The sequence below is a fragment of the Methylobacterium fujisawaense genome (assembly GCF_014138435.1).
GTDB classification, from domain to species: Bacteria; Pseudomonadota; Alphaproteobacteria; order Rhizobiales; family Beijerinckiaceae; genus Methylobacterium; species Methylobacterium fujisawaense.
In genome coordinates, this window is the sequence record NZ_JACJIM010000008.1 from 53809 (window position 1) to 74698 (window position 20890).

Sequence of the window (20890 nt, forward strand, 5' to 3'; positions counted from 1 at the left end):
GGCGCAACTCGGGCGTCGCGCGCCTCGGGCGCGCCTCATCTCAGGCGAGGGTTCGTGGGGGTTTGGGCAGGGTCTCGGGGTCGGTGCCGGCGCGGCCGGAGACGTCCCCCGGGATCTGCGTGCCGGTCCGGAACAGGGACGGGACGAGGGCGTCGGACCCGGACAGGACGCCGGTCGCGCAGCAGGACATCGTCCCGCAGCAGCGGGTCTTGCAACCGAGCCGGCAACACGCGTCCCCGGTCGGCGCGATGTACGCCGCCTCGACGGCCGTGGTGACGACCTTGGACCACGTGGGCGCCGCGGCGCGAACCGTCGGCTTCGCCGCCACCGCCGCCGCCGTCGCCTTCGGCTGCGCCGCGGCCATGTGGCGGCCGTGGCCCCCATGGCCGCCATGACCCCCATGGCCCTCGTGGGCCTGGGCGGCGGACGGCGCGACGTAGGCGATGATCGCGAGGATCATCGCCGCCATCAGGCGCGCGATCTGCCGGTCGAAGCACATGGAATCAGGATTACACCGGTTCGGGTGGCGGGACCATGTCGGGCATGGGACGTCCATGCACAGCGCAGGTTGGGTTGGCGGCCCGAAGCATCAGGCCGCCGCGAGCATCGGCTCGGCCGGATAGCCGGCGGCGACGAGAACCTGGGCGATCCGCTCGGCCGGAGCCGAGGCGTTCGACACGGTGACGCGCTTCGCACCGAGGTCGACCTCGACATGGGCGCCGGGATCGATGGCTTGAACGGCGCGGGTCACGGATTCGGCGCAGCCACCGCAGCCCATCCTATCGACCTTGAAGCGGACCATGACGTTCTCCTTCGGATGCCGTCCCGACGAGATGGGGCTTCCCACCGTTGGAAGGTCAAGCCCCCGGGATCGTCGGGCCTCGGCGTGCCGGCGGGCCTCGGCGTGACGGCGTAGACCGGTGGCCGGTCCCGGGCCGTTGTCGGCCGTTTTGCCGATGACCTTGCCGGGGGGCGATCCCCGGCGGGACCGGGGCGAGACAGGCCTGCGCGGGTGGCTTGTACCGGTCCCTCGATCCCGATACCGACATGCGACACCGCAGGATGGCGCCGCGATCCCGACGGATGCGACCGCAGGGCGCGGCGGGCTTCGCGGGGGCGCCGTCGGAGGCCGTCCGATGCGGGACGCCGCTCGCGAACGCATGGCCGGCCGTCCCCCCGCCGGCACGACGGAGCGAGGCCGCCCATGACCGAAGCCCCCGCGGCCGCCGAGGCGCGGCGTACCGATCCCGCCTCGGCGGGCGCGTCCGGCTCCGCCGGGGAGGTGTTCCGCGCCTTCTTCAAGCTCGGCCTGACCTCGTTCGGCGGCCCGGTCGCGCATCTCGGCTATTTCCGCGACGAGTTGGTCATCCGGCGCCGGTGGCTGGACGAGCGTGGCTATGCCGACCTCGTGGCGCTGTGCCAGTTCCTGCCCGGGCCGGCGTCAAGCCAGGTCGGGTTCTCGCTCGGGGTCCTGCGCGGCGGGCTTCTCGGCGGGCTCGCGGCCTGGACGGCCTTCACCCTGCCCTCCGCCCTGCTGCTTCTGGCCTTCGCCTCCGGCGCCGGCGCCCTGTCCGGCCCGGTGGCCGAGGGCGCGATCCACGGGCTCAAGCTGGTCGCCGTCGCGGTGGTCGCGCAGGCGGTCTGGGGCATGGCCCGCGCGCTGGCGCCGGATCGGCCGCGCGCCGGCATCGCGGTGGCGGCGCTGTTCCTCACCGTGTTCGTCGCCGGGTCGGTCGGTCAGGTCGGGGCCATCGCGCTCGGTGCCCTCGCCGGCCTCGTGCTCTGCCGGCTGCCGCCGCAGGAGCAGGCCGGGCTTCTCGCCTTCCCGGTGTCCCGACGGGCCGGCGCAATCGGCCTGGTCGCCTTCGCGCTGCTCCTCGTCGTCCCTCACCTGCTGGCCGCCAGTCTGCAATCCCAGGCTCTGGCGCTGTTCGATGCCTTCTACCGCTCCGGGGCTCTGGTGTTCGGCGGCGGCCACGTGGTCCTTCCGCTGCTGCAGGCCGAGGTGGTCGCCCCGGGCTGGGTCGGCCCCGGCACCTTCCTCGCCGGATACGGGGCCGCCCAGGCCGTGCCCGGGCCGCTGTTCACCTTCGCGGCCTATCTCGGAGCCGTCGCCGGACCGGCACCCCACGGCGTGGTCGGTGCGGCCATCGCGCTGGTCGCGATCTTTCTGCCCGGTCTGCTGCTGGTCTACGGCATGCTGCCCTACTGGGACGCGCTCCGGACGCGACCGCTGGCCCAGGCGGCCATGCGCGGGACCAACGCGGCGGTGGTCGGAATCCTCGGCTCCGCGCTCTACGATCCCGTCTGGACCAGCGCGGTCGGGAACGCGCGCGACTACGCGGTGGCCGTTCTCGCCTTCGGGCTCCTGACCGTCGGCCGGACGCCGCCCTGGATGGTCGTCGCACTCACGGCCCTGGGCGGCGTCGCCCTGGCCCTGCTCTGACGGATCGCTGTCGAGGCCTCGGGCAGCCGTGCGCGATCCGGCCGCCTGCTGAGACCTTCCGGGGGAATCGCCTGCCATGCCCGAGCCCGTCCGTTTCCGGCCGTGCGATAGGCTGTCAGCCCTGGGCCGGAAGGTCGAGGCCGCCGCCGGCGTTTCAGACCCGGCAGTCGTCGCTCACCCGACCGATGTCCCGACCGATGTCCCGGACTGGGCCGCCTGCGCCGCGGCGGCGTGGCGGAGGCCGTCCCAGCCGAGCCAGCCGGTGTAGAGGCCGACCAGCACGATCAGCGCCGCCGAGGCGTACGGCGCCCGGCGTGCGAACGCGCCGAACCCGGACCAGCGGCCGGCCACGTGCCGCACGCTCAAGGCCGCGACGACGCCGGCCGAGACCATCGTGAGCGCCAGCCCGATGCTGAAGCAGGCGACCAGCGCGAAGCCGAGGCTCAACTGCTTGAGCTGGATGCACAGCAGCAGCACCGTGATGGCGGCTGGGCACGGGATGAGCCCGCCGGTCAGGCCGAACAGCACGATCTGCCCCGTGGTCACGGTGCGGCCCTGGAAGCGGCGGCGGATGTCCTCCGCGTGCGCCCTGGCATGGGCGTCGTCCTCGTCGCCGAGGTTCATATGATCGTGGTCGTGGTCGTGCTCCGCGAAGGCGACCTCGTGCATCTCCGACCCGGCCGGGCCGTCGAGGCGGACACGCGCCGTGAACGCGTGGGGCTCGGGGATCTCGTCCCGGCTCTCCAGGAAGCCTTCGCGCGCGACGAATCCGAACGCCTGCCGGGCGCCATCCGGGCGCACCGTCTCGACCGTGACGGCCGCGGGGACCGGCAACGATCCGCCCTCGGCCCGCAGGCGCCAGCGCGGCGGCACGCCGTCCTCGAACACCTCCAGCGTCAGCGCACCGTCGCGCGTGACGATGGGCCGATGCGCGTCAGGGTGGTGATGGTCGTGCGCGTGATGCTGCTCGCGCCAGGTCCGCCACGCCATCCAGAACGCGACGCCGAGGATGAGGGCGGCCGAGGCGAGCTGGAAATACGGCTCGGCGGCCTCGCCGCCCCATTCCCGGCCGAGGTACTGGCCGCCCAGCGCGATGGTCCAGACCACCGCCGTGTGGGAGAGCGTCGCCGCCAGCCCGAGCAGGACCGCCTGCAGGACCGTGCCGCGCACGGCGATGATGAACGCCGCCATCATGGTCTTCGCGTGACCGGGCTCCAGGCCGTGGAGGGCGCCCAGCAGGATCGCGCTCGGCACGAACAGCCAGGCATGGGCGGTCCCCTGCTGCAGCAGGTCGGCGAACGGCGTCATGGGGCGGCCTTCATTTGAGGTAGGTCCGGACCACCTCGATCAGCTCGGCGGCGCCCCGGGCGCGCTCGGCGTCCGGTTCCGCGTCCGGGTTCACGACGTGGTGACGGATGTGGTCTTCCATCAGCTCGGCGGTCAGGCCGTTGATGGCCCCGCGCATCGAGGCGACCAGCATCAGGACGTCGGCGCAGCCGAGTTCGGCCTCCAGGGCCCGCTCGACGGCTTCCGCCTGTCCCTTGATCCGGCGCACCCGCGCCAGGAGCTTGGCCTTTTCCTTGACCGTGTGGGCCATCGCGGGCTTCCTCGTCGTAGTGACGTATAGGGGGGTACCCTATATGTGTCCAGCGGCGGACGGGCCGCCTGGCGTACGGAGCCCTAACATGAAGACGGACGACCCCTGCATCGGGGTTTGCCAGTGGGACGGGCGGACCGGCTGGTGCCTCGGATGCGGCCGCACGGTCCCGGAGATCCGCGCGTGGCGGAAGATGACGCCCTACCGGAAGACCGCTCTCGTTCGCGACCTGCCGCGGCGGATACGGCAGATCGCCGCCGTACAGGCCCAAGCCGGTCCCGACAGGACCTGACGTGGCGCGTGGACGGCAGCGTGCGCCCGGGCGCAGCTTGGCGCCGGCGGCGCCCGCACGGCTCGGCCGCCTCAAGCCGGGACGGGAGGAGGTCGAGACGGCGCCGGCCCGCCGCGTGGTCAGGACCGGCGCCTCCGGCCCGTGTCGCCGGTTTGCCGCACGCACGGCGCATGCGAACACGCGCCCATGCTCACCTATCCCGCCTTCGCCGCGGCCGCCTTGGCCGAGATCGCCGGTTGCTTCGCCTTCTGGGCGTGGCTGCGCCTCGACAGATCCCCGTGGTGGCTCGTCCCGGGGATGGCCTCGCTGGCGCTGTTCGCCTCCCTGCTGACTCTCGTGGAGAGCGGGGCGGCGGGACGCGCCTATGCGGCCTACGGCGGCATCTACGTCGTCGCGGCCATCCTGTGGCTCTGGGGCTTCGAAGGCCACCGGCCCGACCGCTGGGACATCGCCGGCGGCCTCGTATGCGTGCTCGGCAGCGCCCTCATCCTGTTCGGGCCGCGGGGCGCCTGAGCCTCCGCCGACCGCCCCGGACCGTCGTTCGGTCCGGGGCGGTCCGGGGCGGTCCGTTCCGTCGGCGAAGTCGTGGTTGGGGGGATGGGGGCCCCGTTCATCGAAGAACGACCTGTCCTCGTCGCGGCGCGGATGGTGATGCCGGCCGACGTGGTCGTCGACGTGGTCGTGCGGCCGCCAGTCGCCGGAGCCGCCCGCGGAGGATTGGGCGTCTGGCGCCAGGGCGAAGAGGTGTCGTCTCCTGTCGGGTCTCTCCCGATGCCGGCCGAGCCAGGCTGTCGCGACGGCGTTGAGCCGCGACGGACGGTGACATTCCGCACTCCGTCGGCCGGACCGGCGACCTGACCGCCCGGCGTTTCACCCCCGCGTCTTGTGGCCCGACGCCCGAATCGCCCATAAGGAGCACGATGAAGTCGGCGGGACGCCAGCGAGCCTTCGGGGCCTGGACGGGGTGGTGGGCGACCGTCGCCCGCGCGCTCGCGCTCGTCCTGGCGCTGGCCGTCGCTCTCCCGACCGCCGGCCTCGCCGAGGACCTGGCGTATCATCAGAACCATCCGGGCCACGACCGGACGGAGCTGGTCATGGCGTCGGACCTGACGCCGGCCTCGGCCCGGGCGGCGGATCCCGGCATCGCCTGCCACGTCCATTGCGGCTGCCACGTGGCCATGCCGTCGGACGGCCTCGCCCCCGTTCCGCCCGCCCTGCCGTCCCGACCCTGCTACGCCCCGGTCGACGCGGCGCGCGCCTCGATCTCCCCCGACCGCCTGCCGCGTCCGCCGCGCGCCTGAGGTGACGCCGCGACGGCGCGCGTCCTGAACCCCGGGTCCGAGGCCCCGGGGCCGCTTCCTCACGTCATCGCAACGGGACCGGCCCGGAAGCCGCCACGGCACCGGCGCCCCGACGAGCAGGCATCATGCGCATTCTCCTGACTGCGGCCCTGGTGGCCGCCGGCGTCCTCGTGGGCGCCGCCGTTCCCGCCGTGTCCGGCTTCGTTCGCGGCCTCCTCGCCGCGGCCGGGTTGCCGCCGGCCCTCCACACCTTCGCCGCCGGGCCTGGCCCAGCATCGCCGGGCGAGCCCCGCCACGAAGCGGGCGGCGGCCACGACCACGGCAAGGCCGCCGCCCCCAAGGCGGGCGCAGGCCACGCTCACGGAGCGCACGAGCCTTCCGAAGCCGAGGGCGCGGAGGGGCACGTCACGATGACCGCCGAGCAGATCGAGAACCAGGACATCAAGGTGGCCAAGGCGGAAGGCGGCCTGCTGTCGAGGCACATCCTCGTCCCCGGCACGATCACCCCGGACACGGACCGGATCGCCCGCGTCCCGGTCCGCGTCGTCGGCACGGTGTCCGAGATGCGCAAGCGCCTCGGCGACGACGTGCGGAAGGGGGACGTCGTCGCCGTCCTCGACAGCCGCGAGGTCGCCGACGCCAAGAGCGAGTACCTCACCGCCATGGTCCAGTCCGACCTCCAGAAGGTCAATTTCGAGCGCCAGCAGAGGCTGCTGGCATCCGCGGCGGCATCCCAGGCGGCGTTCGACAACGCCAAGGCCGTGTTCCAGGAGAACCAGCTCCGCGTCGACCTCGCCCGCCAGAAGCTCTCGGCGCTCGGCCTGAACGCCGCCGAGGTCGCCGCCGCGCAGAAACGCGACGAGGCGACGCCCAACGCCTCGACCCTGCGCCAGTACGAGCTGCGGGCGCCCATCTCCGGCCGCATCGTCGAGCGCAAGGTCGACGTGGGCACCGCCGTCGGCAAGGAGGGCGACCCGGCCGACGTCTACACCGTGGCCGACCTCTCCACCGTCTGGATCGAGCTCGCGGTGCCGACCTCGGACCTCGACGAGGTCCGGGAAGGCGCCCGGGTCACCGTGAACCGCGGCGGCCGCAGCGTGCAGGGGAAGGTGGTGTTCGTCAGCCCGCTGCTGAACGCCGACACCCGGTCCGCCCGGGTGGTGGTCTCGCTGCCCAACCAGGACATGGCCTGGCGTCCGGGGACCTACGTCACCGCCGAGGTCGAGACCGAGACGGATCGAGTGCCCGTCCGGGTGGCCAAGGCCGCGCTCCAGACCGTCGAGGGCAAGCGCGTCGTCTTCGTGCGCACCGACGAGGGCTTCGAGAAGCGCGAGGTCGAGCTCGGGCGCGCGGATGACGACGCCTACGAGGTGGTCTCCGGCCTCAAGGCCGGCGAGGACATCGCGGTCGCCAATACCTTCCTCCTCAAGGCCGAGCTCGGGAAGAGCGAAGCCGGCCACGAGCATTGAGGGGCCGAGACATGATCAGCCGCATCCTCGACGTCTCGGTCCGCCAGCGCTGGCTCGTGCTGCTGCTGTCGCTGCTCGCCGCCGGCTTCGGCGGCTACGCGGTGACGCAGCTGCCCATCGATGCGGTCCCGGACATCACCAACAACCAGGTGCAGATCAACACGACCGCGCCCTCGCTCGCGCCGGTCGATATCGAGAAGCAGGTCACCTACCCGGTCGAGACCGCCCTCGCCGGCATCAAGGGGCTCGAATACACCCGCTCGCTCTCGCGCAACGGCTTCTCGCAGGTCACCGCCGTCTTCGCCGAGACGCTCGACATCTACTTCGCCCGCCAGCAGGTGGCCGAGCGCCTCGCCCAGGTGAGGCGGGACCTGCCCCCCGGGGCAGAGCCCGCCATGGGCCCGATCTCCACGGGCCTCGGCGAGATCTACATGTGGTCGATCCACTACGCGAAGCCCGGCGAGCGAACGCTCTCGAAGGCGGGCGCGCCGGGCTGGCAGCCCGACGGAAGCTACCTGACCCCCGAGGGCCAGCGTCTCAGGACCGCGCTGGAGCAGACCGCGTACCTGCGCACGGTTCAGGACTGGATCATCCGGCCCCAGATCAAGACCGTGCCCGGCGTGGCCGGCGTCGACGGGATCGGCGGCTTCGAGAAGCAGTACCACGTCCAGCCCGACCCCGATAAGCTCGCCTCCCTCGACCTGTCCTTCTCGGACGTCGTCCGGGCGCTGGAGGCGAACAACGCCAACCAGGGCGCTCGCTACCTGGAGGATAACGGCGAGGGCTACGTCGTGCGCGCCGCCGGACGCCTCGAGGACATGGACGACATCGGCAACGTCGTGGTCGCGACCCGCGGCGGCGTGCCGGTCCGGATCCGGGACATCGCCGAGGTCCGCATCGGCCGCGACCTGCGCACCGGCTCGGGCAGCGAGGACGGCCAGGAGGTCGTCATCGGCACCGCCCTGATGCTGATCGGCGAGAACAGCCGCACGGTGGCCGCCGCGGTCGACGCCAAGATGGACCAGATCCGCAGGAGCCTGCCCCCCGGCGTCGCGGTCCAGACCGTCCTCGACCGGACCCGTCTCGTCGAGGCGACGGTGAGGACGGTGGTGAAGAACCTGTCCGAGGGCGCGGCCCTCGTCATCGTCATCCTGTTCCTGCTGCTCGGCAACATCCGGGCGGCCGTCATCACGGCGCTGGTCATCCCGGTGGCGATGCTGATGACCCTGACCGGGATGGTCGAGGCGAAGATCTCGGCGAACCTGATGTCGCTCGGCGCCCTCGACTTCGGCCTCATCGTCGACGGGGCGGTGATCATCACCGAGAACGCCCTGCGCCATCTCGCCGAGAAGCAACACGCCCTCGGGCGGGCCCTCGAGACCGAGGAGCGCCTTCAGACGGTGCGGGCGTCGGCTGAGGAGATGATCAAGCCGTCCCTCTACGGGCAAGCCATCATCATCCTGGTCTACGTGCCGCTCCTGACCTTCACCGGGGTCGAGGGCAAGATGTTCGCGCCGATGGCGCTGACCGTCATCATCGCGCTGGTCTCGGCCTTCATCCTGTCGCTGACCTTCGTGCCGGCGCTGATCGCCATCGTCATCACCGGCACGGTCACCGAGAAGGACAACCTCATCATCCGGGCGCTGAAGGCGGCCTACCGGCCGGTGCTCGGGGCTGCGGTGCGCGGTCCCCTCGCCTTTCTCGGGGCGGCCCTGTTGCTGCTGGTCGGGGCGGGCGTCCTGTTCACCCGGCTCGGGACCGAGTTCATCCCGCAACTCGACGAGAAGAGCATCGCGCTCAACGCCACCCGCATCCCCTCGACCTCGTTGACCCAGTCGCAGGCGATGCAGCTCAAGGTCGAGCAGGTGGTCTCCAAGTTCCCGCAGGTCGCCTACGTGTTCTCGAAGACCGGCACGGCGGAGGTCGCCTCCGACCCGATGCCGCCGAACTCCTCCGACACCTTCGTCATGCTCAGACCGCAGGAGGCGTGGCCGGACCCGAGCCTGTCGAAGGCCGACCTGCAGGCGCAGATCGAGACGGCGGTGGGGGCGCTCGCCGGCAACGTCTACGAGTTCTCGCAGCCGATCCAGCTCCGCTTCAACGAGCTGCTCGCCGGCACCCGGGGCGACCTCGCCGTGAAGGTGTTCGGCGAGGAGTTCGAGCCGATGCTGAAGACCGCCAACCAGATCGCGGCGGTCCTGAAGGGCATCGACGGCGCCGAGGACGTGAAGGTCGAGCAGACGGCGGGCCTGCCGTTCCTGGAGATCAAGATCAACAAGGCCGAGGCCGCCCGCTACGGCCTCAGCACGGGCGCCATCCAGGAGGTCATCGGCGCGGCCATCGGCGGCAAGGATGCCGGCGTCGTCTTCGAGGGCGACCGGCGCTTTCCCATCGTGGTGCGCCTCACCGACACGGTGCGCGAGGACCGCGAGGCCCTGGAGAATATCCCGGTGCCCCTGCCGCCCGGCCCGAACGGCCGTGCGCGTTCGGTCCTGCTCAAGCAGGTGGCGGGCTTCTCGGTCACGGAGGGGCCGAACCAGATCAGCCGCGAGAACGGCAAGCGCCGGGTGGTCGTCACCGCCAACGTGCGCGGGCGCGACATCGGCTCCCTCGTGGCGGAGGCGCAGGCCGAGGTCGGGCAGCAAGTGCCGTTGCCGCCGGGCTCCTTCGTGACCTGGGGCGGCCAGTTCGAGAACCTCGCCTCGGCCAAGCAGCGGCTGATGGTGGTGGTGCCGGCGTGCTTCTTCCTGATCTTCCTGCTGCTCTACTCGGCCCTGGGCTCGCCGCGGGACGCACTGCTGGTGTTCAGCGCGGTGCCGCTGGCGCTGACCGGCGGCATCGTGGCCCTGTGGCTGCGCGGCATGCCGGTCTCGGTGCCGGCGGCGGTCGGCTTCATCGCGCTGTCGGGCGTGGCGGTCCTGAACGGGCTCGTGATGCTGACCTTCATCAAGCAGCTCGTGGCGGAGGGGCGCCCGAAGCGGGAGGCCATCCTGGAGGGCGCGATGATCCGGCTGCGGCCGGTGGCGATGACGGCGCTGGTCGCTTCGCTCGGCTTCGTGCCGATGGCCATCGCCACCGAGACCGGGGCCGAGATCCAGCGGCCGCTCGCCACCGTGGTCATCGGCGGCCTGATCAGCGCGACCCTGCTGACGCTGGTGGTGCTGCCGGCTCTCTACGCCCGCTTCGGCAGGGTCCGGCCCGCGACGGCCACGTCCCGGGCGCGCCAGCCGGAGCCGGTCCACCGCGAGGCCGCAGAGTAGAGGCGTGCGGTCAGTCCTCCCGCTGGGGTGGCCTGGCCCGGCTCATGTCGCGCCGGTCGCAGGGCCGGGCCGCACGCCGGATCCCGGGGAACGGGGCCCCTCGGGGGCCCCGACCAGCTCACATGCGGTGATGGCGGTGCATATGCCGCGTCATGTGCCCGCGATGATGGTGATGGCGCATCATGTGCCCGTGGCGGTGATGGCGCATCATCCGGTGGTGATGGTGGCCGTGCATCCGGTCCATGCGGACGGAGACCACGTCCGACGGGGCGCTCACGGCGCCGGGCAGGCCGGGCGCGGCCGAGGCCGAGGTCGCGGCGCCGGCCGCGCCGAAGGCGGCCAGGACGGCGACGACCAGCAGGGACTTCCTCATAGGCGTTCCTCTCAGGGTGTCGGCGCGCCGGTCATCGCCGGCGGCTCGGTGCCGGCCAGGGACTGGTCGGCAGGGAGGCAACAGCCAAGCTCACGACACCGTTCCGCACGGCGCGCGCGCCGCCTCGGGCATGCTTAAGAGGCCGAAGGGCTCACGGACGACGCGCCACCGCGCTCGGCAGCGACCCGCGAGACCCACGCGCAAGCGAGCGCCCGAATGGCGTCGCGCGTCGGATCCGCCTCCGGCAACGGATCTGCAGGCGCCGCTGGTCCCGCCGCGGCCGATATCCGCTCCAGCGCAGGGGATGAAGGCCGGCGAGTGGCCACGAGGCGGAAGGTCAGTGTCAAGCCGCGATGGACAATCGCGTGCCTTGAGACGGCTTCGGCCGCCGGGCGGTACGAAGAATCTCGGAAGTCCCGCGGGGGAGACGGCCGGTTTTCTCCGCGCACGCAGAACACTCCGATCCCGGAGCCGGACACGCGCCGGATCCGGCCAGAATCACGCTCTCGGGACAGGCGGGCGTCACAGGGCCGATCGGGTGTCGCCACGGGCCCTGGCCGGACGGACGGGCGGCCGACCGACGATGCGGCGCCCCTCTTACCCCGCGGCCCCCGCAGGGCTTCGTCCTCCCGTTGGGCGGGGCCTTCCCACAGGCGGCAGGCTCGCCGTCACGGGCGCCTGTGGGAAGGCCCGCTGGCAGCAGGTCACGCAAGACGGCATCCTGGCGGGCCTTGAGCAGGCGCAGGACCCGCGCGGCCGGCCGCTGGAATGGGCGAACGAGCCGCCGCGTGCGAAGAGGGCCGGCCGGTTTGTCCGGCCGTATCGCGCTCCGTGCGCGATCTCACGCCGGCGGGCCCGGACCCGTCGCAGGGTAGGCCGGCGGGGCGAGCCGGTCGCCCCGCCGGAGCGAATCGAGGGCTGGGGGCGACGGTCATGGCGGGGATACGACCGAGCAGGCGCAGGATCCTCGCGGGCGGCGGCGCCCTGGCGGCCGCCGCGCTGCTGCCGCGGGCGGCCCGGGCCGCGCCGCGGATCATCCTGAACGATGCGAGCGGCCTCAACCCGACCCCGGTGGCCCGCCACGCCGTGCTCCCGACAGGGTCGACCGAGGCCCTGATCGAGGCCGTGCGCGCCGAGATCCGGGACGCCGCCGCCGCCGGGCGGCCGGTGGCGGTCGGCGTCGCCCGCCATTCCATGGGCGGCCAGAGCCTCGCCCGCGACGGGACGGCCGTGACCCTGGAGGGTGGCCCGATCGAGCCCGACACCGCCGCCGGCCTCTACCGGGTCGGGGCCGGCGCGCGCTGGTCGCAGGTCATCCGGCAGCTCGACCGGATCGGGTTCTCGCCCGCGGTGATGCAGTCGAACAGCGATTTCGGGGTCGGCTCGACCTTCAGCGTCAACGCCCATGGCTGGCCGGCCCCGCGCGGGCCCTTCGGCTCCACCGTCCGCGCCCTCCGCCTCGTCCTGGCCGATGGCAGCCTCGTCACCTGCTCCCGCACCGAGAACGCCGAGCTGTTCGGGCTGGCGATGGGCGGCTACGGCCTGTTCGGGATCGTGGTCGACCTCGTGGTCGAGATGGTGCCGAACCGCCTCCTGACGCCGACCTTCGCGGTGATGCCGGCCGCGGAGTTCGCGCCGGCCTTCGTGGCGGCGGTGGAGCGCGACCCGCGGCTGCGCATGGCCTACGGCCGCCTCTCGGTGGCGCAGGCCGGGTTCTTCGAGGAGGCGATCCTCGTCACCTACGCGGAGGCGGAGCACCCGCCGCAGGTCCTGCCCGCCGCGGCCGCGCAGGGGGCGTTCTCGGCGGTCTCGCGGGAGATCTACCGCGCCCAGGTCGGCAGCGAGTTCGGCAAGCGCGCCCGCTGGATCGCCGAGACCCGGCTCAACCCGACGCTCGACCCCGGCCTCGCCACCCGCAACAGCCTGATGAACGAGCCGGTGGCGAACCTCGCCTCGCGCGACCGCAACCGCACCGACATCCTGCACGAGTATTTCGTCCCGCCCGAGCGGTTCGACGCGTTCCGCGCCGCCTGCCGGGAGATCATCCCGGGCTCGGGCTGCGACTGCCTCAACGTGACCCTGCGCTACGTGGCGGCGGACCCGGACTCGACGCTGGCCTACGCGCCTTCGCCCCGCATCGGTGCTGTGATGTCGTTCTCGCAGGGGCTCACCCCCGGCGACGAGGCCGCGATGATGCGCATGACCGAGGCCCTGATCGAGCGCGTCGTGGCGCTCGGCGGGGCCTATTACCTGCCCTACCGCCTGCATGCCCGGCGCGACCAGATGGCCCGGGCCTATCCCAGGCTCGACGCCTTCGTGGCGGCCAAGCGCCGGTACGATCCCGGGCTGCTGTTCCGGAACGCCCTCTGGTCGACCTCCATGGCCTGACCGCGCAAGGATCCGCTCATGAGACCCACGCCCCCACAGGCGGCCGCCCTCGCCTTCGCGGCCATCCTGCTGTTCGCCGCCGCCACCGACTACATCCCGGCCTTCCGGGACGCGGAGGGCCGCGTCTTCGGCCTGTTCCGGCTCGACGTCTACAAGGACGCGCTCCACCTCGCCTCCGGCCTGTGGGCGCTCGCCGCCGCCCTGTGGTCGCGGCACGCCGCCGTGACCTTCCTGCGGGCCTTCGGGGCGATCTACCTCCTCGACGGCGTGGTCGGGGTGATCACCGGGTCGAGCTTCCTCGACCTGTCGCTGTTCCTGAAGGGCTTCCAGGACAGCCCGCTCCTCTCGAACGGCCCGCACCTGAGCCTCGGGCTCGCCGGCGTGGTGCTCGGCTGGTGGCCGTGGCGCGCCGCCGCGGCGGGCGCGGCGTGAGCCCCCGTCCCGCCCGTCGCCGCCGCCGGGCCGCCCGCTGGGCGGCCGCCGGCCTGGCCCTCCTCGCACTCGCCTGCGCCCTGCCGGTCGCGGCGATCGAGGGGGGCTGCGCGGTCGCGCCCGATCCCACCCTGCAGGGGCGTGCGGGGGGCGGCTCGCGCTTCGGGATCGCCGCCGACGGCTACAAGCGCGCGGCCGGCGACAGCTACCTGACCTTCCCCGAATGGGACATCGTCCACGCCTACGCGGACCTCGCCGGGGTGACGCGATCCGCCTCGGAATCGGCCTTCGACTACTGGGCGGCGACCACCGGCTTCTGGACGAGCCTGTGCGGGGCGACCCGGGCGGCCGGGCGCACCGGCGACGTCACCGCGGGCCAGAAGGTCACCAACTACGTCATCGGCCTCAGCTTCACGGCCGAGATGCTGATCCAGGGCGCCTACGAGCGCACCGTCGGGGCGCTGACCGCGTGGTGGCGGGGGCCCGAGCCCACGGAGGAGGACCGGTTCAACGCCCGGCTGCTCGCGGATTACGCCGTGTTCCTGCGCCAGACCCCCTGGTACCGCTACCCGTTCGACGCGGAGCTGTCCCGGCTCTGGCGCGATGTCCCGTTCACGCCGTCCCTGCGGGCGGTCGAGCGGCGCGGCGCGCTCTCGCTGCAATACGGGGTGAAATGGGCCTACGCCCAGGGGATCGCGTGGCTCGCCGGGATGGACCCGGCCGGCCTGACGATCCGCAGCGTCGTGGCGGGGCTCGACGCCGCCGACGCGGCCGCCGACCCGCGCATCACCCGCCTCGGCCCCGTCCCGGCCGGCGATGGCGGACCGGCCGCCCTGATCGAGACGCCGCGCTACCGGGCCTTCACGGAGATCTTGCGGGGCCTGGGGGCGCGCGGCCGGACCGTGCTGGAGATCGCCGGCAACGACCGGATCCTCACCACCGTCCTCCTGCCGCCGGGTCGGACGGTCGCCCTCGCCGGGGCCGAGCCGCTGTTCGCGATGCCGATCCAGTCCGAGCCGGGCTGGCAGCGCGTCGGCTACGACACCGCGGTGGAGCAGCTCGTCGAACAGATCCGCGCCGTCGAGGCCGCGGGGGGCCGGTTCGAGCATGCCTACGATTACTGATCGGCGCCCCCGGCGCGGCCTGCCGATCGCCCCGGCGGCGGCGGCGCTCGCCGGGTGGCTCGGCGTGACCGCGCTGACCGCCCTCGCGGTCCAGCCGGAGACCGTGGTGGCGCTCGGGAACCCCGCCGCCCTGGCGGCCGCCGACGACGGGGCCCTGGTCTCGGCCGGCCGCGCGTATCTGGTGATCCGGCCCGCCGCGCCGGGCGCGGTCCGGCGCCTCTACGCGGGGGGCGCCTGGCTGGTCCTGCCGGCGCCCGGGACCGGCTGCCTCGGCGCGCGCTGAGGGCGGTGCTCAGTAGGGATCGGACCGCTCGAGGATCTCCTGCCCCATCAGCACGCAGCTCCCGGGCATCGGCGCGTAGATCAGCCGGATCCGATAATCGCCCTTGTCGATGCTGCCCTCCGCCTCGATCACCTGGAAGCGCCGCGTCCCGACCAGGGACGCGACGGTGCCGACGGACCGAACGGAAGCGGGATCGACCGTGGCCCGCGCGTCGCCGTCGCTGTGGAAGCGCAGCAGCTTGAGGGCCTGCCGCTCGGCCTCGGCCGCGCAGGGCGGCGCGGGCGCCGCGACCGCGGCGGTCGCGGCCGGCCCCGTCGCCGCGATCAGCGCCAGCGCCCGCAGGATCCGTCTCATCGGCACGTGACTCCGTATTCGTGGACCTCGGGCAGGTCCCCGTCGCCCGTCGTGGTCACCGAGAGCGTGCCGGCGGCCCCCGCATACCGGAAGCTGCAATAGGCGAGGCCCGTCCCGGAACAGCCGTCGACCTCGATCACGCCGCGCCGGGCGAGATCCCGCTCCCGCGCATCGTCGCTCGGCGGACCCTTCACCGGCGTCCAGCCCGCGGCGATCAGCGCCGCCCGGGCCGTGTCGATCGGCTGGCCGCGGATGGCGGGGACCGCTCCGCGGCCACCGCAGACGGATTCGACCGCGGGAAGCGGCTCCAGGGACAGGGTCCCGTCCGGGCGCAGGGTCAGGTCGCCCACCGGAGAGGGCGGCAGATCGCCGTCCCAGAGGCGCACGCCGCCGGCGCGCGCCGCGATCCGGCCGACCGCGCCGGTCCGGCCGGCGCCGTACACGAGGGCGACGAGGCGCGTCCCGTCGAAGAGGCCGACATTGCCGTCCGCGATGAGGCAGGTGCCGCTCGTCCCCTGCTGCAGGTCGCTGGCGAAGCTGACGGCCCGGTAGCGGCCCAGCGCCGCTTCGCCGGTGACGAACCAGTCCCGGGCGGCCACGGCCTGCGCCGCCTCCGATTGTGCCGGCACGACCTCGCCCGGGCAGCCGGCCTGGCGCCCCGCCCCGCCCGGGGCCCGCGGCAGCGCGGCGAGGGGCACGAAGCGCAGGCCCTTCACGGCGGAAGTGACGCGTGGCGCCGGCGGCCCGTCCTGCGCAGCGGCCGATCCGGCGAGGGGCAGGCCGAGCATCAGGCCGAGGGCCAAGGCGGGTGCCCGGCCGGCTCGGCCGATGCGCGGGCGCCGAGGAGCCTCCCCGGCTGCGCCACGGCCTGCGCGCAGCCGAAGGCCGGCGTCACCCGGATGGCGGCTGCGGGCCGGGTCCGGCAAGGGGGCGTCCGGTCTCATCGTCACTTCCCGTTCGGGTCGCCCGCGCGCGCCGGCGGGCGCGACCCCGGTTCCGTCCCGGCCGCCGGAACCGGGTCGGGCGGCGGATAGGCGGGGTCTGTCAGGCAGGTCGAGAGCCAGGTCTCGGCCTCGGCGTCCGAGGCCAGCTCGACATCGAGGACGGCCCGAGGGCCTGCGGGCGCCGTCGTCGCGCTGGCAGTCGCGGCCGCCGGGACGGCAGGCCGCGTCCAGCGGCCGACGGGGTTTTCGGGACCCGGGCATTCCGCGTCGTCGCCCCCGCCGATCGTGCAGGTCGCGACCGTTCGCACGGCGCCGTCGACGACCCGCCCGACCGTGCGCGTCTCGGTGGTGTGCCCGCTCGCCCAGTCGTCGGACAGCGTGCAGACCCGGTCGCCGTTCTGGAAGCGCCGGCTGCCGAAGCAGCCGTAGACCCGGTCCTGCCCGACGGGCAGGAAATAGCAGGCCGTGTCGAACCCCGCGAAGGGGCCGCCGGTGAACCGTGCCGCGAAGGCCCGCTGGCGCAGCGCCGCCGCGATCCAGTGCGGCCGGGCCGGATCGCTCTTCGCGCGGCCGGACAGGTCCTCGGTCCGGGCCCGGATCGCCCCCAGCACGATGGTGCGCGCGTCGGCCGCGTCCAGGTCGCCGAGCCACGTGTCCCGGGCCGCCACCCAGCGCTTCTGGCTGGCGATCAGCATCGCCCGGATCTCGGCGTCGTCCGTGCCGTGCAGGAGGCCGGCATAGGCCGAACCCAGGGCGGCATCGGCTTTCCGGAGCGCCGCGTCGGCGCAGATCATGCGCTCGAGCGGGCTGGCCGCCCTGCGGCAGTCGATCGCCCGGGCCGCAGACGGCGCCAAGAGGGATGCGGCGACGGCCGCCACCAGGAGCCGCGTCACGGCCGGCCTCGCACTGAACGGCGCATCTGAACCTCGCATCCGGACCGCGCGCCCGGGCAGCGCCGCGGAGCCACGCCGCTCCCCCGTGACAGGCCGCGGGGTGCGGGCGGACGCCCGCAGCCGCGCGCCATCCGGGCCCTACTGCGCCGCGGCATCGACGACGCGGCACAGGTTCTGGTCGACGTCCTGACCGATCTGACCGGCCTGCACCATGAAGAGGGCGTCGACCCGGCTGCCCGTCCCGGCCTTGCGCACCACGACCCGCAGCGTCTGCGGTCGCCCCGAGCCGGACGTCTCCTGCTGGGCCGTCAGGGTCCCGAGCTGCTTCTCGACGTGCACGCCCACGAAGCCTTCGGCCAGGACCGCCCGCGTCACCCGGTCGAACGCGGCCTTGGGGCTGACCGAGGGGAAGATCATCCACGTCTTGTAGGTGATGGCCTGAAGCATCGGCGTCCCCTCGCTCCGGTAATGGTCGCGGCATGTCTCCGCCGCGGCCGCCGGGAGCGCGAGTGTGGACAGGATTGCCGCGTGGACGAACGCGGTTTGCATCGATCCCATGGGGCGCCTCTCACTTCGTTCTGGCGTGGACTTGGCGGACCTGCGCGGCCGGGTCCCGGTCGGGCGTCGATCCGTACGGGTGCGGGAGGCCGGTCCGCGCCGGCCGGCCCCCCGCAGGGTCTCAGAGCTGCGGCGCGGCCGGTGGCCGGGGGCGCGGCGGCGGCGCCATCTCGCGCGGTGCCGGGGGCTCGGTCCGCGGCGGCGCGCCGGACGCGGCCGCCTCCGCCTTCGGAGGCTCAGCGACCGGCGCCGGCCGCGGGGCCGCGACCGAGCCGCGGACCGTGTCGCGCAGGAAATCGCCGGTGCTGGTGCCGGCCTCCCGGGACGCCGGAGCCGGCGCCGCCCGGGCCGCCGGTGCGGCCTGGCCGCTGCCGCCGTCGCGCGGCACCGGCACCTGCGACACCGCCGGGGCCCGGCGGGGCTCGCCCGGCGGCACGGTGATCCGGAACGTGTACGGCACCGTGGACCCGTCCCCGAAGGTGACGGCGACCGACAGGGTGTCGAGGCCGGAGAAGTCGGTGCGTGCCGTGTAGTAGAGCGACATCGCGTCCTTCTTGGCGTCCTCGCAGCCGTCCGGCTGCCGGATCTGCGCCCCGGTCTCGTCGACCTTGCCGCTGAGGATCCGGAATTCCCGCCGCTGCTCGATGCGCCCGCCGCGCGGCGGCCTGACGAGTTCGATCGTGGCCGCGCGCGAGCGGCACCCCTGCGTGGCGAAGTAGTAGGTGAAGCCCTGGAGGAAGATCCGCTGGCCGGGGCGCGCGGTCTTGTTCTCCACCTCCGCCCGGGCCGGCAGGGCGAGGCAGAGCGGCAGGCAGAGCGCTGAGCCGAGCGCCGACCCGAGGGCCAGGACGCCGGCGCCGGTGCGCCGTCGCGGTCGGGTCGGTGCTGCGGATCGGGGAGCGTTCGGAAGGTGCTGATGCACGGGCCTCGTCCTCGGCTTGGCGATGGGGGGGGCGGCCTCCGCCGCAGGGCTGACCGTCCGCGGCGCGTCAGAGCTGCGGCGCGGCGGGCGGGCGCGGCGGTGCCAGTTGCTGTGGCGGCAGCGCGGGCGGTGCGGGCGTGCCGGATACGGGCGCCGCGGCCTCTGCAGCCTTCGGGGGCGGCGAAGCCGGTGCCGGCCGGCCGGCCGGGACCGCGCCGCGGACCGCGTCGCGCAGGAAGTCGCCGGTGCTGGCCTCCTGAGGCGCCGGAGCCGGAGCCGCTCGCTCGGCCGGAGCGGCGCGCGCCGTCGGGGCCGGCCGCGAGAGGCCCGCGTCGCGGGGGGCGGGTGCCTGGGACACCGCCGGCGCCCGCCGGCCTTCGCCCTCGGGCACCGTGATCCTGTAGGTGTAGGTCGCCTCCTCGCCGGTGACGAAGGTGACGATCACCGACACCGTGTCCAGGCCGGAGAAATCGGGCCGGGCCGTGTAGTAGAGCGCCCGCGCGTCCCGCTCGACATCCTGGCAGCCGTCCCGCGACGGGGTGCCGTCGGTGTTCCGGCCGAGGACCAGGAATTCGCGCCGCTGCTCGATGCGTCCGCCGCGGGGCGGCGTGACCAGTTCGACCGCGGCCGCCGGAACCGACGGGCAGCCCGGCCGGGTCTCGTGGGTGGCGTAGCCGTCGAGGCGGATCCGCTGTCCGGGGCGCGCGGTCACGCTCGTGGATCCGGCGAGCGCCGGCCCCGCGAGGCAGAGCCCGAGGAGGCCGAGGAGGCCGAAGAGGAAGCCGAAGCCGGGTCGCCCAGGCCGCACGACCCCGGCCGCTCTCGACTTCGGGACGCTGTGTGCCATGGGACTCCTCCTCGGCCTGCGGGACGGGCGGTCGTGGACCGCGGGCGGGACGCTCACTTCGGGTCGGAGCGCTCCAGGACCGGCTTGCCGCCATCGGTGCGGAACCGGACCGCGTAGGTGCTGTTCGTCGACTGGGCGTTGCACGTGATGACCACCGGGCCGCCCATCGGGTTGGGCAACTCGCAGGTGCCCTTCACCTTGATGGTGGACTGGTCGCGCTCGGCGTACATCAGCTCGTCGATGGGCTGGCGCAGGGTGCCACCCGCGACGAGGCCCTTCGCCGAGGCCAGGAACGCCATGGCCTTGCCGTCGGTGGTGCCGAAGATGAACCCGGCCTTCGGGCTCCCGACGACGGAGGTGTTCACCGCACCCGAGGCGCAGAGGGCGGTGAGGTCCTCCCCGTCCATCACCAGGGATTCGCAGCGGCCCTTGAAGGACAGCTTCAGGAACGTGCCCGGCGGCGGGTCCCGCGCCTCCGCGGTGTCGCGGGGCGCGGGCGGTGGAGACGGTGACTGCGACGGCGGCGGCGGCGTGTCGGGCGGGGCCGGAGCCCGCGCTTCGGCGGGCCGATCGCGGGAAGGCGCGGTCCCGCCGTCCCGCCGGTCCCAGCCGCCGCGAGGCTGGCCGGGCTGCCAGACGCAGAGACGGACGCCGTCATTGTCCCAGCAGGGGCCGCTCGGGGACAGGGCGCCGAGGGATTCGGCGGCGCGCAGGCCACCCGACGACCCGTTCCAGAAGGCGGTGGCCTTCAGCGGGTTCTGCGGGTCTCGGACGAGCTGCGCCACGACGTCGAGCTTGCTCCCGGAATAGGAGCGGATCTCGAAGCCGCGGGCACCGGTCTGCCCGGTCTCCGCCCGGAACTGGCAGGCCCCGTCGAGGCGGACATCGCCGGCGACCTCGAGGTAGCAATCGGCGGCCCGCGGCGCGCCGGCCTCGGGCGCCGCCGCGGGAGCCCCGCCGAAGCCGGGGCGGCCCTCGCCGACCTTCCAGGCGCAGACCCGGCTCCGGGACCCGGTCCAGCAGGCGCCCTCCGACGTGACGCCGTCGGAGGGGCCGTCCTCGGGCTTGCCGCCGGGCTCCCGGTTCCAGGTGGCCGTGCCCCGGCCCGGCGCCGTCACCGACACGACCACCCCGTCGCGCAGGTAGCCGTTGTCGTAGGTGGCGAGGCGGAACCCGCCCACGCCGTAGCTGCGCGCATCGGTCAGGAACTCGCAGACCCCGTCGATGACGGTCCTGCCGTCGGCCGCGAAGAAGCAATCGGCCTTGCGGACCTTGATCTGCGCCTGCGCGGCGGCGGGCAGGAGGAGGCCGGCCGACAGGGCGGCGGCGAAGAGGGCGAGGCGGCGCCCGGCCCGAGGGGCCGGGAACCGCGCAGGATTCGAACGGCGGCGGGGGGCCATGGCCGTC

22 protein-coding genes are annotated in these 20890 nt (G+C 73.9%); 10 read left to right on the forward strand and 12 right to left on the reverse strand.

The genetic code is table 11. The annotated features are described in order from the left end of the window. Window positions 1-40: 40 nt before the first annotated feature. Both GGQ91_RS23010 and GGQ91_RS23015 read right to left on the reverse strand, forming a co-directional pair. Entirely contained in the window at window positions 41-469 is a 429-nt protein-coding gene (locus GGQ91_RS23010) for a hypothetical protein (protein WP_403091545.1), read from the reverse strand. Window positions 470-589: 120 nt separating this feature from the next. Continuing rightward, on the reverse strand, window positions 590-802 hold the full coding sequence (locus tag GGQ91_RS23015) for a heavy-metal-associated domain-containing protein (RefSeq protein ID WP_043756622.1): 213 nt from the start codon (window positions 800-802) through the stop codon (window positions 590-592). A 402-nt stretch (window positions 803-1204) separates the two neighbouring features. Between GGQ91_RS23015 and chrA the strand changes: the two genes are divergently transcribed. Beyond that, on the forward strand, window positions 1205-2446 hold the full coding sequence (gene chrA, locus GGQ91_RS23020; protein ID WP_075380009.1) for a chromate efflux transporter: 1242 nt from the start codon (window positions 1205-1207) through the stop codon (window positions 2444-2446). A gap of 174 nt (window positions 2447-2620) precedes the next feature. Here the strand turns inward: chrA and GGQ91_RS23025 are convergent, their stop codons facing one another. Both GGQ91_RS23025 and GGQ91_RS23030 read right to left on the reverse strand, forming a co-directional pair. After that, window positions 2621-3754, reverse strand: coding sequence for a nickel/cobalt efflux transporter (locus GGQ91_RS23025; protein WP_075380008.1), 1134 nt, complete (start codon window positions 3752-3754; stop codon window positions 2621-2623). Between the two features lie 10 nt (window positions 3755-3764). After that, window positions 3765-4043, reverse strand: coding sequence for a metal/formaldehyde-sensitive transcriptional repressor (locus GGQ91_RS23030; RefSeq protein WP_043389372.1), 279 nt, complete (start codon window positions 4041-4043; stop codon window positions 3765-3767). 88 nt (window positions 4044-4131) lie between these two features. Here GGQ91_RS23030 and GGQ91_RS23035 point away from each other — a divergent pair, with 88 nt between their 5' ends. The 5 genes from GGQ91_RS23035 to GGQ91_RS23055 all read left to right on the forward strand — a co-directional run bounded on the left by GGQ91_RS23035 (window position 4132) and on the right by GGQ91_RS23055 (window position 10365). Next, entirely contained in the window at window positions 4132-4335 is a 204-nt protein-coding gene (locus tag GGQ91_RS23035; RefSeq protein WP_043756617.1) for a DUF1289 domain-containing protein, read from the forward strand. Between the two features lie 186 nt (window positions 4336-4521). Continuing rightward, complete coding sequence (locus GGQ91_RS23040) at window positions 4522-4848, forward strand: YnfA family protein (protein ID WP_182592918.1); 327 nt, start codon at window positions 4522-4524, stop codon at window positions 4846-4848. 407 nt (window positions 4849-5255) lie between these two features. Continuing rightward, on the forward strand, window positions 5256-5636 hold the full coding sequence (locus GGQ91_RS23045; RefSeq protein WP_043756614.1) for a hypothetical protein: 381 nt from the start codon (window positions 5256-5258) through the stop codon (window positions 5634-5636). Between the two features lie 125 nt (window positions 5637-5761). Next, window positions 5762-7105 carry an efflux RND transporter periplasmic adaptor subunit gene (locus GGQ91_RS23050; RefSeq protein WP_043756612.1) on the forward strand — a complete coding sequence of 448 codons (1344 nt, stop codon included), beginning with the start codon at window positions 5762-5764 and terminating at the stop codon, window positions 7103-7105. Between the two features lie 11 nt (window positions 7106-7116). After that, entirely contained in the window at window positions 7117-10365 is a 3249-nt protein-coding gene (locus tag GGQ91_RS23055; RefSeq protein ID WP_182592919.1) for an efflux RND transporter permease subunit, read from the forward strand. Window positions 10366-10483: 118 nt separating this feature from the next. On the opposite strand, the gene GGQ91_RS23060 is transcribed toward GGQ91_RS23055, so the two are convergent. Continuing rightward, a complete protein-coding gene (locus tag GGQ91_RS23060; protein WP_043356624.1) occupies window positions 10484-10738 on the reverse strand; it encodes a hypothetical protein in 255 nt (84 codons plus the stop codon). A 933-nt stretch (window positions 10739-11671) separates the two neighbouring features. Here GGQ91_RS23060 and GGQ91_RS23065 point away from each other — a divergent pair. From GGQ91_RS23065 to GGQ91_RS23080, 4 genes are read left to right on the forward strand one after another with little or no spacing between them, the layout of a single operon-like run. Further along, window positions 11672-13126, forward strand: a complete 1455-nt coding sequence (locus GGQ91_RS23065; protein ID WP_043356621.1) for an FAD-binding oxidoreductase — start codon at window positions 11672-11674, stop codon at window positions 13124-13126. Between the two features lie 18 nt (window positions 13127-13144). Continuing rightward, the gene (locus GGQ91_RS23070) at window positions 13145-13558 is read left to right on the forward strand and encodes a DUF4383 domain-containing protein (protein ID WP_043356619.1); all 414 of its coding nucleotides are present in this window, start codon (window positions 13145-13147) and stop codon (window positions 13556-13558) included. Beyond that, window positions 13555-14682, forward strand: coding sequence for a hypothetical protein (locus GGQ91_RS23075; protein ID WP_343066847.1), 1128 nt, complete (start codon window positions 13555-13557; stop codon window positions 14680-14682). Before GGQ91_RS23070 ends, GGQ91_RS23075 begins: the two co-directional genes overlap by 4 nt. Continuing rightward, window positions 14666-14965, forward strand: a complete 300-nt coding sequence (locus GGQ91_RS23080; protein WP_182592921.1) for a hypothetical protein — start codon at window positions 14666-14668, stop codon at window positions 14963-14965. Before GGQ91_RS23075 ends, GGQ91_RS23080 begins: the two co-directional genes overlap by 17 nt. A gap of 9 nt (window positions 14966-14974) precedes the next feature. Here GGQ91_RS23080 and GGQ91_RS23085 read toward each other — a convergent pair whose 3' ends face one another. The 7 genes from GGQ91_RS23085 to GGQ91_RS23115 form a co-directional block, all read right to left on the reverse strand. Then, entirely contained in the window at window positions 14975-15319 is a 345-nt protein-coding gene (locus GGQ91_RS23085; protein WP_043389361.1) for a hypothetical protein, read from the reverse strand. Further along, complete coding sequence (locus GGQ91_RS23090) at window positions 15316-16122, reverse strand: hypothetical protein (RefSeq protein WP_246410870.1); 807 nt, start codon at window positions 16120-16122, stop codon at window positions 15316-15318. The genes GGQ91_RS23085 and GGQ91_RS23090 overlap by 4 nt, the downstream gene beginning before the upstream one ends. A gap of 143 nt (window positions 16123-16265) precedes the next feature. After that, complete coding sequence (locus tag GGQ91_RS23095) at window positions 16266-17156, reverse strand: lysozyme inhibitor LprI family protein (RefSeq protein WP_287089829.1); 891 nt, start codon at window positions 17154-17156, stop codon at window positions 16266-16268. 138 nt (window positions 17157-17294) lie between these two features. Continuing rightward, window positions 17295-17714 (reverse strand): hypothetical protein, encoded by a 420-nt coding sequence (locus tag GGQ91_RS23100; RefSeq protein ID WP_052083589.1) that lies wholly within the window; start codon window positions 17712-17714, stop codon window positions 17295-17297. A gap of 121 nt (window positions 17715-17835) precedes the next feature. Beyond that, window positions 17836-18636 carry a hypothetical protein gene (locus GGQ91_RS23105; RefSeq protein WP_043389357.1) on the reverse strand — a complete coding sequence of 267 codons (801 nt, stop codon included), beginning with the start codon at window positions 18634-18636 and terminating at the stop codon, window positions 17836-17838. A gap of 67 nt (window positions 18637-18703) precedes the next feature. Further along, the gene (locus tag GGQ91_RS23110) at window positions 18704-19483 is read right to left on the reverse strand and encodes a hypothetical protein (RefSeq protein ID WP_182592923.1); all 780 of its coding nucleotides are present in this window, start codon (window positions 19481-19483) and stop codon (window positions 18704-18706) included. Window positions 19484-19536: 53 nt separating this feature from the next. After that, window positions 19537-20883 (reverse strand): hypothetical protein, encoded by a 1347-nt coding sequence (locus tag GGQ91_RS23115; RefSeq protein WP_182592924.1) that lies wholly within the window; start codon window positions 20881-20883, stop codon window positions 19537-19539. Between the last annotated feature and the right edge of the window lie 7 nt (window positions 20884-20890).

Bases quoted from the DNA above. Each gene is read 5' to 3' on its own strand.
- GGQ91_RS23100 (WP_052083589.1), bottom strand. From the start codon at position 17,714: ATGGGATCGATGCAAACCGCGTTCGTCCACGCGGCAATCCTGTCCACA.
- GGQ91_RS23035 (WP_043756617.1), top strand. From the start codon at position 4,132: ATGAAGACGGACGACCCCTGCATCGGGGTTTGCCAGTGGGACGGGCGG.
- GGQ91_RS23025 (WP_075380008.1), bottom strand. From the start codon at position 3,754: ATGACGCCGTTCGCCGACCTGCTGCAGCAGGGGACCGCCCATGCCTGG.
- GGQ91_RS23115 (WP_182592924.1), bottom strand. From the start codon at position 20,883: ATGGCCCCCCGCCGCCGTTCGAATCCTGCGCGGTTCCCGGCCCCTCGG.
- GGQ91_RS23070 (WP_043356619.1), top strand. From the start codon at position 13,145: ATGAGACCCACGCCCCCACAGGCGGCCGCCCTCGCCTTCGCGGCCATC.
- GGQ91_RS23045 (WP_043756614.1), top strand. From the start codon at position 5,256: ATGAAGTCGGCGGGACGCCAGCGAGCCTTCGGGGCCTGGACGGGGTGG.
- GGQ91_RS23060 (WP_043356624.1), bottom strand. From the start codon at position 10,738: ATGAGGAAGTCCCTGCTGGTCGTCGCCGTCCTGGCCGCCTTCGGCGCG.
- GGQ91_RS23050 (WP_043756612.1), top strand. From the start codon at position 5,762: ATGCGCATTCTCCTGACTGCGGCCCTGGTGGCCGCCGGCGTCCTCGTG.
- GGQ91_RS23030 (WP_043389372.1), bottom strand. From the start codon at position 4,043: ATGGCCCACACGGTCAAGGAAAAGGCCAAGCTCCTGGCGCGGGTGCGC.
- GGQ91_RS23040 (WP_182592918.1), top strand. From the start codon at position 4,522: ATGCTCACCTATCCCGCCTTCGCCGCGGCCGCCTTGGCCGAGATCGCC.
- GGQ91_RS23055 (WP_182592919.1), top strand. From the start codon at position 7,117: ATGATCAGCCGCATCCTCGACGTCTCGGTCCGCCAGCGCTGGCTCGTG.
- GGQ91_RS23110 (WP_182592923.1), bottom strand. From the start codon at position 19,483: ATGGCACACAGCGTCCCGAAGTCGAGAGCGGCCGGGGTCGTGCGGCCT.
- GGQ91_RS23065 (WP_043356621.1), top strand. From the start codon at position 11,672: ATGGCGGGGATACGACCGAGCAGGCGCAGGATCCTCGCGGGCGGCGGC.
- chrA (WP_075380009.1), top strand. From the start codon at position 1,205: ATGACCGAAGCCCCCGCGGCCGCCGAGGCGCGGCGTACCGATCCCGCC.
- GGQ91_RS23085 (WP_043389361.1), bottom strand. From the start codon at position 15,319: ATGAGACGGATCCTGCGGGCGCTGGCGCTGATCGCGGCGACGGGGCCG.
- GGQ91_RS23010 (WP_403091545.1), bottom strand. From the start codon at position 469: ATGGCGGCGATGATCCTCGCGATCATCGCCTACGTCGCGCCGTCCGCC.
- GGQ91_RS23015 (WP_043756622.1), bottom strand. From the start codon at position 802: ATGGTCCGCTTCAAGGTCGATAGGATGGGCTGCGGTGGCTGCGCCGAA.
- GGQ91_RS23080 (WP_182592921.1), top strand. From the start codon at position 14,666: ATGCCTACGATTACTGATCGGCGCCCCCGGCGCGGCCTGCCGATCGCC.